Origin of the sequence: Flavobacterium aestuarii, assembly GCF_040049115.1 — a bacterium.
Lineage (GTDB): Bacteria > Bacteroidota > Bacteroidia > Flavobacteriales > Flavobacteriaceae > Flavobacterium > Flavobacterium aestuarii.
Genome location: NZ_JBDLZZ010000015.1, coordinates 66,453 through 78,082 on the forward strand (window position 1 = coordinate 66,453; position 11,630 = coordinate 78,082).

At 36.1% G+C, this 11,630-nt stretch carries 10 protein-coding genes; 3 read left to right on the top strand and 7 right to left on the bottom strand.

Annotation, left to right across the window (positions count from 1 at the left end):
* The first annotated feature begins 14 nt into the window (after positions 1 to 14).
* The 3 genes from ABEG11_RS14990 (at position 15) to ABEG11_RS15000 (ending at position 3,921) form a co-directional block, all read left to right on the top strand.
* Positions 15 to 1,886 (top strand): Nramp family divalent metal transporter, encoded by a 1,872-nt coding sequence (locus tag ABEG11_RS14990; RefSeq protein WP_348824984.1) that lies wholly within the window; start codon positions 15 to 17, stop codon positions 1,884 to 1,886.
* Between the two features lie 82 nt (positions 1,887 to 1,968).
* The gene (locus ABEG11_RS14995) at positions 1,969 to 2,622 is read left to right on the top strand and encodes a metal-dependent transcriptional regulator (protein WP_348824985.1); all 654 of its coding nucleotides are present in this window, start codon (positions 1,969 to 1,971) and stop codon (positions 2,620 to 2,622) included.
* 252 nt (positions 2,623 to 2,874) lie between these two features.
* On the top strand, positions 2,875 to 3,921 hold the full coding sequence (locus ABEG11_RS15000) for a hypothetical protein (protein ID WP_348824986.1): 1,047 nt from the start codon (positions 2,875 to 2,877) through the stop codon (positions 3,919 to 3,921).
* Positions 3,922 to 4,043: 122 nt separating this feature from the next.
* Here ABEG11_RS15000 and ABEG11_RS15005 read toward each other — a convergent pair whose 3' ends face one another.
* From ABEG11_RS15005 to ABEG11_RS15035, 7 genes are all read right to left on the bottom strand, one after another.
* Positions 4,044 to 6,515: a TonB-dependent receptor domain-containing protein gene (locus ABEG11_RS15005; RefSeq protein ID WP_348824987.1), complete on the bottom strand. Its 2,472-nt coding sequence runs from the start codon at positions 6,513 to 6,515 to the stop codon at positions 4,044 to 4,046.
* Between the two features lie 212 nt (positions 6,516 to 6,727).
* Positions 6,728 to 7,213 carry a YybH family protein gene (locus tag ABEG11_RS15010; RefSeq protein WP_348824988.1) on the bottom strand — a complete coding sequence of 162 codons (486 nt, stop codon included), beginning with the start codon at positions 7,211 to 7,213 and terminating at the stop codon, positions 6,728 to 6,730.
* Positions 7,214 to 7,329: 116 nt separating this feature from the next.
* Positions 7,330 to 7,452, bottom strand: coding sequence for a FeoB-associated Cys-rich membrane protein (locus ABEG11_RS15015; RefSeq protein ID WP_435302846.1), 123 nt, complete (start codon positions 7,450 to 7,452; stop codon positions 7,330 to 7,332).
* A gap of 6 nt (positions 7,453 to 7,458) precedes the next feature.
* Positions 7,459 to 9,558 carry a ferrous iron transport protein B gene (feoB, locus tag ABEG11_RS15020; protein ID WP_348824989.1) on the bottom strand — a complete coding sequence of 700 codons (2,100 nt, stop codon included), beginning with the start codon at positions 9,556 to 9,558 and terminating at the stop codon, positions 7,459 to 7,461.
* A complete protein-coding gene (locus ABEG11_RS15025) occupies positions 9,555 to 9,797 on the bottom strand; it encodes a FeoA family protein (protein ID WP_348824990.1) in 243 nt (80 codons plus the stop codon). The genes feoB and ABEG11_RS15025 overlap by 4 nt, the downstream gene beginning before the upstream one ends.
* Positions 9,798 to 9,868: 71 nt before the next feature.
* Positions 9,869 to 10,546: an SCO family protein gene (locus tag ABEG11_RS15030; protein ID WP_348824991.1), complete on the bottom strand. Its 678-nt coding sequence runs from the start codon at positions 10,544 to 10,546 to the stop codon at positions 9,869 to 9,871.
* Positions 10,547 to 10,671: 125 nt separating this feature from the next.
* Positions 10,672 to 11,622 carry a DMT family transporter gene (locus ABEG11_RS15035; protein WP_348824992.1) on the bottom strand — a complete coding sequence of 317 codons (951 nt, stop codon included), beginning with the start codon at positions 11,620 to 11,622 and terminating at the stop codon, positions 10,672 to 10,674.
* Positions 11,623 to 11,630 lie beyond the last annotated feature (8 nt).

Below are 11,630 nucleotides of genomic sequence, written 5' to 3' on the forward strand. Positions count from 1 at the left end.
TAAAAGATTAATAAATGTCCAAGTCTCTTGAAGAAGTACACCAATCGGTGTCAACCCAGAATAAAAAAACAGTTTTCAAAAAAATATTAGCCTTTTTGGGGCCAGCCTATTTAGTAAGCGTTGGTTATATGGATCCAGGCAACTGGGCAACCGATATTGCCGGCGGAAGTCAGTTCGGATATTCCCTATTATGGGTTTTGCTGATGAGTAATTTGATGGCATTGCTTCTGCAGAGTTTAAGCGCCCGTCTCGGAATCGTAACTCAGCGTGATTTGGCACAAGCCTCCAGGGAAACTTATTCTCCTTTTATCAATTACATCCTTTATTTTCTGGCCGAAATTGCCATTGCAGCCTGTGATCTGGCCGAAGTTTTGGGTATGGCTATAGGAATTAATTTATTGTTTGGAATTCCGCTGATTGAAGCAGTTATGATAACTGTTTTAGATACTTTTCTGCTGCTTTTTCTAATCAATAAAGGAATTCGGAAAATGGAAGCTTTTATCATTGCATTGGTAATGATTATCGGATTATCGTTCATATTCGAAATGATATTCGCCCAGCCCGAAATGGATAAGGTACTTTATGGATTGATTCCTTCGCTGCCAAACGAGTCGGCTCTTTATATTGCAATCGGTATTATTGGTGCTACGGTAATGCCTCATAATCTGTATCTGCATTCGTCATTGGTACAGACCCGAAAATTCAGCCGCACTGATGCAGGAATCAAACAAGCCTTAAAATACAATTTTATTGATTCTACTATAGCCTTGAATCTGGCATTTTTTGTAAATGCGGCTATTTTAATTTTGGCAGCAGCCACATTTTACAAACACGGAATGCATGAAGTTGCCGAAATTCAGGATGCCTATCGTTTTTTGCAGCCTTTGCTAGGAACAAAATGGGCACCTATTCTGTTTGCGGTTGCGTTAATAGCTGCTGGACAGAGTTCTACGGTTACAGGAACATTAGCCGGACAGATTGTGATGGAAGGGTATCTTAATTTAAGAATCCAGCCTTGGGTGCGTCGTATTTTGACCCGTTTGATTGCGATTGTGCCAGCGGTTGTAGTTATTTTGATTTATGGCGAAAGCGTTACAGGCAGACTTTTAGTATTAAGCCAAGTCATCTTGAGTTTGCAATTAGGCTTTGCCATTATTCCGCTGATTCATTTTGTTAGTGACAAGTCGAAAATGAAAGGACACCATATTGGGAAATTAACTCAGGCGACAGCCTGGCTTATCGCAATTATAATAGTTTCATTGAATGCCAAACTGGTATATTCTGAAATTCAGAACTGGCTGGAAGCTTCCGAAAATCCAATTGTACTTTGGTTAACTGTAGTACCGTTAGCTTTTGGTTTTCTGATTTTATTGCTTTATATCGTTATAAAGCCTTTCTTTTCTAAGGCCAGGCTGAGTATTGAAAATCACTCGCCACACGATATGAATCTGAAGTTTACTGAAGTGGCAGTTCTAGACAATAAAAATATCGCAATAACTGTAGATTTTTCGTTTGCCGATGAAAATGCAATTAATCATGCTTTCAAAATGGGAGGCAAGGAGGCCAATTATACTTTGATACACGTTGTAGAATCGGTTGGTGCCATGATGTATGGCAAACAGATTGACGATCATGAAACTACGGTTGACGAAACCTTGCTGATGGAATACAAATCAATGTTTCAGGAAAAGGGATTTCATGTAAAAACCGTTCTGGGATTTGGGAGACCCAATAAAGTGATTCCAAAATTAGTGAACAAAGGCGACTTTGATTTGCTTATTATGGGAACACACGGTCATACAGGAATGAAAGATTTGCTTTTTGGCACCACCGTTGATCGCCTGAGACATAAAATAGCAATACCTTTGTTAATTGTAAAAAAATAGTTGCTGAGGTTCTGATTTTTTTTGATTTCTTAAAAAAAATCTTAGCCACTCAGAATCTTAGCCACTCAGTAACTTTATAAAAATGACTTTCTCCGAAGAAAACTACTTAAAATCCATTTACCATCTTACAACCAGTCTTGATGGTGAGGTAAGCACCAATGCCATTGCTGAAATGATGGAAACCAAAGCATCTTCTGTTACTGATATGCTCAAAAAATTAGCAGAAAAAGATTTGGTAAACTATAAAAAATACCAAGGTGTTTCATTGACTGAGGCTGGAAAATTGAGTGCCAAAATGATTGTGCGAAAGCATCGGTTATGGGAAGTTTTTTTAGTTGAAAAATTAGACTTTTCGTGGGATGAAGTTCATGATATTGCTGAACAATTAGAACACATTAAATCTGAGAAACTGATTAATAAGCTGGATGATTTTCTGGGAAATCCCACCGAAGATCCGCATGGTGACCCCATCCCTGATGCTCAGGGAAGAATTATTGCGATAGAAAAACAATTGTTATCAGAACTGCAGGCAAGCCAATCTGGGATATGTGTAGGTGTAAAAGACAATTCTTCTGAATTTTTAAAATATCTTGACAAACAGCAGATTGGTTTGGGAACTAAAATAGAGGTGCTTACTAAAGAAACTTTTGACTTATCTCTAAAAATAAAAGTGAATAATTTAGAAATGGCCATATCCAATAAAATAGCAAGTAATTTATTTGTAAAAGTGCTATAAATTAAATAGTTATAGTTTTATCTGTTTAACTGTAAACTAATTATTCTGGTCTCTGATTTCTTTAGCAGCAATCAGTAATGAGGCAGTATTTTGATTTTAGGCACAGTTTTTGATTTTTCAGATATATAAATTATAAAGGCAGAAATTTATTAGGTTTTCTTTCCTATATTTGTGTAGTTTATAGATGATACTTAATAAATTTTTCGGTTTTTAAGAGTATTATTGAATTGTTTATTTTAAAATTAAAATATTATGAAAATAAGATTTTTATCATTTCTAGTAATAGTAATGAGCTTGTTTGGATCAAGCGCTTTTTCTCAGACAAATAACGACACAGGAGAATTAGGTTTGCCGGGAGATAATCTGGATCTGTATGCGGTTTTGGATCTTTTCCAAAAATCAAAGACTATTGAGGAGTTTGAAAAGTCGTTAAATGACGACAAAGCAAAAATCAACAATCTGGATTTAAATGATGATAAAAAAATTGATTTTATCAAAGTTGAAACCAAGAAAGACGGGGATGATTTTACATTCATTCTTAGAGATCCTATCAGCAAAAATGAAACTCAAGACGTTGCAGTCATTCTGGTATCAAAGGACAAAAATAAAAAAGTATCACTTCAAATCGTGGGCGACAAAGACTTATATGGCAAGGATTATATTGTAGAGCCAAGCCCAAGCGGGAATGCTGGAGTTACTGCTAATCCTGCCTACACTGGTTCTGATCCTGTAACTGTAAATGTTCCAGCATCTACGACAACAGTAGTAGTCGAGCAGGCACCAATTGTGCAGTATGTATATTCTCCAGCGTATGTGCCTTATTATCCTCCGTATTATTATGGATATTATCCACCTTGGTTTGGGTTTGCAACTGTTATGGCAGTAGGGATTTACCGTCACAATCATTACCATTATCATGGAGGTGGTTATGGCTATCATAATACTAATGTTTATGTAAATCATAATAGTTTCAATAACTATAATAATAATAGCAGAAATACATCAAACCGGATTTCCCATAATAATATAAACAGCGGCAACAGAAACAATATAAATAACGGCAATAGAAATACTGCTTCCACAAGAGATGCTAATCGAAATTCTGCTTCTACCCGTGATTCAAGAAGTAACAGAGCATCAGCATCTACCAGAGAGGCAGGCAGTAACAGGTCTTCTGCATCTGCGAGGTCTTCTGCTTCGAACCGTTCCAGCAGTTTTGGCGGCAGCAGTGGAGGTGGATTCCGTTCCAGTGGCGGAGGTGGCGGTTTTAGAGGCGGCGGAGGCGGAAGAAGACGCTAATTCCTATGGTGTTAAACAGATATTGATATAAAAGCAAGAAACCCTGAATAATAGAAATTCAGGGTTTCTTGCTTTTGTGTTTTCTGCTCTTAATATTCGGGTTATATACTTTGAGTTAGTTTTTAGAATTCCTTTTCACCTATTTCACTGGAAGGTAATTTGTTTTTATTGCTGAGTTTATTAAAGCTGTAACTAAAATTAAGTAATAAAACATTGGTTTCATAAACATAATTGGTTGTGGTATAAAAATCACTTCCATAAGTTGTAATTCTCTGCTGATTTGATCCCATATTCCCAACATCTATATATTGCCATTGCAGGCCAAAACTTCCTTTTCCGTTCCAGATAGTTTTTTTGACTGACAGATTAGGGGAAAGAAAGCTCGAATCTTCTCCTTGTGCAGTAGGTTTTGAAGAAATGTAATTTACATTTGCCGTAAGGCTCCAAGTCTTATCCAGATTCACAGTTCCATTACCATTGATTGAATATACCCAATCTGAATTTTTAACTGTTGAAACATCACCTAATACATCTAAATTTCCGCTGATTTTGTAATTATAAATGTTGATTCCCACATATAACGAAAGCCATTTTACGGGTTTGTAATTGGATCCAAACTCTAAGCCGTAAACTCTGGCTTTATCTGCATTTGTATATACTCTATTCAAAATCGTATCATTGTAAACACTATTTACTCTTTGAATAGGATTTTTTATTTTTTGATAATATAGTGTCGTAAATAAAGTTCCTTTTTTGAAAGTATGATTCAATCCTAATTCTGCTAAATCTACAAACTGAGGTAATAAATCAGGATCTCCCTGTTCTAATGTTTCTGAATGCTCTCTTTCGGGAATTGGATTTAATTCTGAATTATTATTACGCTGTACCCTCTTGCTGTACCCGGCTTTTGTATTCCAGGAATCATTGAAAGTGTACAATAAATTAGCCGATGGAAACAGATTGCTGAAGTTTAGCCGGTGCGGATTAACATCTGTAGATAATATAACTTCTCTTTCCGAATATTCATATCGCAAACCCGCCACATACTGGAGTTTCTCAGTCTTAGCTGTATATTGAGAATAAACAGCATTGATACGGTTGTCAGTTTTGGCAGTTCCTGTAAAAATAGAATAATCCGTTGGTGGTACTGGTTCTGGATAAATGGTATAACCAAAGGTGCCATCCTGTTTATCGATGCGATACTGGTAACCGGTTTCCAGCTTGCCTTCACCCCAAGGCAACGCATAATCTAATTTGAATCGGAAACCATAAATTGGATTTGAGTAAGGATTATTAACTTCTTGAAATACATTTCTGTCTAAGGCATTATCCATGTTTAAATTGATCGTATTTCCATACAAATTGGCATGTTCATACAGAATAGAAGTGGTCAGTGCAGATTTATTAGCCCAGGTATGGGTATAATCTAGATTAGTTAAAGTAAACTTTCCTTCTTTTGTCTGCACATTGGAATTGAAATATGGAAATTCACTCAGAATTTCGCCTGTTGTCAAATCGGAAGTGCTATTATCGTAATTAAGATCGGCTCTTCTGGCTTGATACTTTTTGCCCAGATAAAGACCAAAGTTAAAAGCATTATTCTCATCTGCAGAATACAGAATGGCGGTTTTTCCAGCATAATTATACTTATCGAAACTTCTTTCTCCTTCTGACGGAAAACGGGTCATTGTATTAGTATCAAAATCTTTGGTATAAACATCACCTTCTCTATAGCCATTATTATCATTTCGGAGATAATTAAGGGTCAGCGCAATATCAAATTTGTCTTTTTTATAATTAGCAGTTATGTCAGCACCAAATCGGATGGGCTGTTCTAAATTATTGTAATCATTTGTACTGGGCAACCCGCCCATTGCATTTGCAGCTATGGCCAGACCATTGGTACTTCCTTTGGTAGTGACAATATTAATAATTCCCCCTTTACCGTCTGGATCATACTTTGCAGCTGGAGCGGTAATTACCTCAATGTTTTGAATGGTATTGGCTGGCAGCTGGCTCAAAATGGTAGCAGGGTCAGTCAAAACGGGCTTGCCATTTACCAGAACCATAAAGCCATTTGACCCTCTCACGCTAATATTTCCTTCGACATTTACTGTAACCGAGGGAAGATTTTTTATGACATCAATAGCAGTACCTCCCTTTGCTGTTTCAAACTGACTCGCTTTGTATTCCTGCTTGTCGGCTTTATTGTGCAAATTTCCGTTTTTCTGAATTATCGCCACTTCATTTAATACCTGACTGCTCATTGTTAATCGGATTGGGGCTAATTGTATCGATTTGTTTTTTTGTACTGTAATTTTATCCGAAAAATATTCTTCATATCCAATGAAGAATATTTTGAGCTTATATTCTCCTGGGTTCATTTTTTGAAAAGAAAATGCTCCTTTTTTATTGGTCAAGTTACCAGTTACCACAGAATTGTCAGCAGAATTGATTAACGAAACACTTGTATATTCAATGGGCTCTGAATTTTGACTATCTAAAACGATTCCTTTTATAGAACCATTCTGTGCAGAAATAATATGACTGAATACTAGCATCAGGGATGCTGACAAATAATTTTTTAATGACATTTTATCGGATTTAATTAAAACTATACTAATTATATATAGTTAGTGTAATAATTTTCAAATGTCTTAAAAAAATACTACAAATAAAAATCTCAAAGATTAATTAGATTGAGTATTTATCTTTGCTGTTTTTAGTAAATGTTTTTTTGAAATAAAAAAAGGCTCTCTGAATTGGTTCAGAGAGCCTTTTGTGTCGACAAAAAGTGTTTGGTTTTTTATTTGTTCGGCAAATCCGAAGTACTCATGTCTCTTAGACTATAATATTTTCCATCCTTTTTCACGAATAGCGTCATGTAATTCCCTGAATTTACTATAGCTTGCACCGAATCGACAACTTTATAGCTGCCTACTTCAACAACTTGTTCTCCATCTTTGGCAACAAACACTTCATTAGTCGTAAATGAAATTTTATTGCCTTTTGAAATAGTGTCTCTATGATTTTTTAAATACTCTATGATGGCTTCCTTGCCCGTTACAGGCTGATTATTTTGTGGGTAAGTTGTAGCGTCATCAGCAAAATATCCTATTTCTTTCATGATGCCAGAATTATATGTTTCTGCAAATTCATTTTCTTTGGCCTGAATTTCTTCTTTGATTTGATTAATATCAATTGCTGCCGCTGCAGTTTCTTCTTTTTTGCAGGAAAATAATAATAACAAAACAGCCGATAGCACTAATCCTTTACTAAACATTTTTTTCATAAGAATATGGTTTTATAAATTTAGGAAATTAACTGATTGAGAATTAATGACATAAATTTAAGATAAAAAATGTAATGAAACGCTTTTTGTAATATAAAATTATAATTTTCAAGCCATTAACTACAGCCACAATCGCCACCCCCGCAGTTTTTGTCCGATTTTTTTTTGAAGAAAAATTTCCTGATCAAAAAGCCAGATGCAATACCAAGGATAATAAAAGCTATTATTTCTTGAATCATGATATTTTATTTTAAGATTTGAAATGCAATAAGCGCCATTAAATATGCTAATGTACTCATAAATACTAATTGCCCGGCCGGCCATTTCCAGGAGTTGGTTTCTTTTTTTGTTATAGCAAGGGTACTGGCGCACTGCATAGCAAATGCATAAAACAGCAATAAGGAAATACCCGAAGCAAAGTTGAATATTTTTTTGCCGGTTACAGGGTTTATTTCGCCAGCCATTTTGTTTTTTATTGTGGCTTCATTATCAGTTCCGCCCACACTATAGATCGTTGCCAGAGTTCCTACAAACACTTCTCTGGCAGCAAATGAGCTGATGATAGCAATACCAATTTTCCAGTCGTAGCCCAAAGGGGCAATTACAGGCTCTATAGTTTTTCCCATTAAGCCAATGTATGAGTTTTCCAGTTTTTGCGAAGCTACAGCATTATTAAATTCTGCTGAAGACATGGGTTGTTCCTTAGCGTTTTCAAAGACTATCCTTTCGGCTTCTTTAAACTCTTTTCCTGGTCCGTAAGAAGCCAGAAACCATAAGATGATGGATATTGCCAAAATGATTTTTCCTGCTCCGGTAACAAAAGCTTTTGTTTTTTCAATAACGTTGATGGCAACGTTCTTAAACATTGGCAGCTTGTAATTGGGCATTTCTACCACAAAAAAGGTTTTGCCTTTTACTTTTAAAACAAGATTCAGAATATAAGCTGCTAATATCGCCATCCCAAAACCAATGACATACAAAAGCATTAAAGTCAATCCCTGAAGGTTTAAAAATCCTAAAATATAGGTATCGGGAATAACCAGGCCAATAATAATGGCATAAACAGGCAAACGTGCAGAGCAGGTGGTAAAAGGCGTTACGAGTATCGTGATTAAGCGTTCTTTCCAGTTTTCGATATTTCGGGTTGCCATAATTGCAGGAATAGCACAGGCTGTTCCCGATATTAATGGAACTACGCTCTTGCCCGATAATCCGAATCGGCGCATGATTTTGTCCATCAAAAAAACAACACGGCTCATATAGCCGCTTTCTTCGAGTATTGAAATGAATAGAAACAGAAAGGCGATTTGAGGGATAAATATCAAAATACCGCCAATTCCTGGTATTATACCTTGCGAAATCAAATTGGTCAGCATTCCCTCCGGTAAATGCTCACTCGCCAAAGTGCTTAACGATGCAAAAGAACTATCGATAAAATCCATCGGAATTTTGGACCATTCGAATATAGATTGAAAAATCACAAATAAAATCAGAAAGAAAATCAAATAGCCCCATATTTTGTGGGTGAGGACACGATCCAGCTTGCTGCGGAAATCCTTGGCAACACTAGAGTCGATTTTTAAGCCTTCTTTCAAAACATCATTGATAAATTGATAGCGCTTGATTGTTTCTTTCTGCTGTAATCGTTTTAAATCCGAATGAGATTTAGTAAAAGTGCTTCGGATTTCGTTGCGTTCCAAATTCAAAAAGTTGACATCCTGAGTAATTACCAGCCACAATTTATACAATAGCTGATTTGGAAAGGCATTTCGCAGGCTGTTGAAATATTCGGCATCAATCACAGATGCATTCAAACAGGGTTCGGCCGAAATCGTTTTGTAAGCAACAATAAGGTTTTTCAATTCTTCAATTCCATGTCCTTTTCTGGAACTGATTAATGCAATTTTGGTTTTTAAATGTTCTTCGAGATAGGGAATATCAAGACTGATGCCTTTCTGTTCCATTCTGTCGGCCATGTTAATGACTAAAATTGTTGGAATTTCAAGATCTTTTATCTGGGTATATAGAAGTAAATTCCGCTTTAGATTTTCTACATCGGTAACAACTAGCGCAACATCTGGATAGAGGCGGTCATTTTTATTCAGCAAAAGCTCTATAACAACACTTTCATCGATCGAACTGGCATTAAGGCTGTAGGTTCCAGGCAGATCAAGAATATTAGCTTTTACATTGTTGGGTAATTTACAAAACCCCATTTTTTTCTCCACGGTAATCCCGGGATAATTCCCAACCTGCTGGTTTAAGCCTGTAAGCTGGTTAAAAACCGAAGTTTTCCCCACATTTGGATTTCCAATTAAGGCAACGTTGATGTTTTTTAAACTCATTTGGAAGTATTATTAATGAGTTCTACTTCAATTAGTCTGGCAGTTTCAATACGAATAGCAAGATGGGAACCATTTATGTTTAAATACAAGGGATCGCCAAATGGAGCTATTTGAAGTAATTCGACATCATTGCCTGGCAAACAGCCCATTTCTAACAGTTTTAATGGGATTAAATCGATATCAAAATCCAGGATAGTGGCTTTTTGGCCTTTTTTAAGAGAATGTATCGTTGTCTGCAAAGCTTATTTAGATTGAATTAAGATTGCAAAAATACATTTTTTATTATAATTACAGCTGATTATTATCAGTTTTACTCATTTTTTTCATTGGAACAAAGCCAGTTAATATCTTCAATCAATCGCTGGATTTCTTCTTTCTTAGTCCCGTCATAAAAACCGCGGACTCTTTTCTTTTGATCAACCAAAACAAAATTTTCGGTATGTACCATATCGTATAATTGGTCTGGCCTGCCCATTTTTACGGCCAGGTATGATTTTCGAGCCATTGTGTAGATTTCTTTTTTGTCACCTGTTACCAGATTCCATTTGGCATCAATGACGCCATATTTTTTTGCATAGGCTTTTAATGCAGGTACAGTATCGGTTTCTGGGAAAACAGAAAGGGACAGCAGCTTTACTTTTGGATTGTTCTTGATTGCTTTTTGTACATCGACCAGATTGGTTGTCATTTTTGGGCAGATAGAACCGCAGGTCGTAAAGAAAAAATCGGCTACATATACTTTTCCTTCGTAATCTTTCTGGGTAATGGTTTTTCCGTTCTGATTCGTAAAGGAAAAATCAGCAATAGTGTGGTATTTGCTTACATATTGAACAGTACTGTCTACCAATTCCGGATTTACATCGGCAGGATTGAAAACAGGCAGTGTTTTATTGGGCTTTAGGGCCGAATAAAATAAGTATAGTGTTGTGATAGAAAAGATGGAAACAACACCTATGTAAGTTCTATATTTTTTTAAAAACGATGACATAATTTTAATTTGGTGCAAAATTAAATAAAAACCAGCCATATTAGAAATCTATGAGCATATTAACGGCTGGATTTAATAAAAGCCATTATTGCCAAAAAAATTCAGGATAGTCTGTTATGCTGTAATTAATTCACTTCTGTTATTGGCTCAACTCCGGTTTTCTTTTTTCGCATGGCGTAGTTTATCAGATATAGTCCGATTAAAGTAACGCTTCCGCCAATTATAATTGCCAGCGTTAAGTGTTCTCCAAAGATTAAAGAACCTAAAATTACTGCAACAATAGGATTGATGTATGCATAAAGGCTGCTCAATTCGGTAGGGAGTTTTTGTAGCGCATAAATAAAGGCAATAAAAGTGAGAATAGAGCCAAAAATGACTAAATACCCAATTGACCACCATGAATTGGCAGGAATTTCAGCTATTGGGATGCCAGTTCCAGTTGCTCCAATAAATGCAAAAAGCGAAATACTGGAAATGAGCATCTGGAGACCCAGACTGAAGTACGGATTGAAACTGGCCGCTTTTTTCTTCGTATATAAAGTACCAAAAGCCCACGTAATTGTTGCTGTTACCGAAAGCAATATGCCAAATTGAAAGTCGGGCTGTAAAAAATCAAGCAGATGCTCATAGAAAATGACACAAACTCCCGCAAAACAAACCAAAATTCCCAGTATTGCCAATCTGGTTATTCTTTCACCTTTAAAAATACTGATAAATACAATCCATACAGGAACCATTGCACCAATAATGGCTCCTAGTCCGCTACTGATATATTTCACTCCCCAAGTACTGAGGCCGTTGCTTAAAACAAAGTTGAGCAGGCTAAGAATCAGAATGCTTTTCCATTGTTTCTTTTTTGGCCAAGGCTTTTTTTTAAACAGAAAAAAACACAAATAGAGTGAGCCTGCAATGAATTGCCTGATTCCGGCAAGCTGCAGTGCGGGCATGTATTTGACACCTTCTTTCGAAGCTAACCAGGTAGTACCCCAAAAAAAACTAACCCAGCACAAAGCCAAAATTGGCAGACTTAGAACGTTAATTCTGGATTTAAAAGCGGTTTTTATTTTCGTTATCAACGTGTAAA

Bases quoted from the DNA above. Each gene is read 5' to 3' on its own strand.
- feoB (WP_348824989.1), bottom strand. From the start codon at position 9,558: ATGAGTTTAAAAAACATCAACGTTGCCTTAATTGGAAATCCAAATGTG.
- ABEG11_RS15000 (WP_348824986.1), top strand. From the start codon at position 2,875: ATGAAAATAAGATTTTTATCATTTCTAGTAATAGTAATGAGCTTGTTT.
- ABEG11_RS14990 (WP_348824984.1), top strand. From the start codon at position 15: ATGTCCAAGTCTCTTGAAGAAGTACACCAATCGGTGTCAACCCAGAAT.
- ABEG11_RS14995 (WP_348824985.1), top strand. From the start codon at position 1,969: ATGACTTTCTCCGAAGAAAACTACTTAAAATCCATTTACCATCTTACA.
- ABEG11_RS15010 (WP_348824988.1), bottom strand. From the start codon at position 7,213: ATGAAAAAAATGTTTAGTAAAGGATTAGTGCTATCGGCTGTTTTGTTA.
- ABEG11_RS15030 (WP_348824991.1), bottom strand. From the start codon at position 10,546: ATGTCATCGTTTTTAAAAAAATATAGAACTTACATAGGTGTTGTTTCC.
- ABEG11_RS15015 (WP_435302846.1), bottom strand. From the start codon at position 7,452: ATGATTCAAGAAATAATAGCTTTTATTATCCTTGGTATTGCATCTGGC.
- ABEG11_RS15005 (WP_348824987.1), bottom strand. From the start codon at position 6,515: ATGTCATTAAAAAATTATTTGTCAGCATCCCTGATGCTAGTATTCAGT.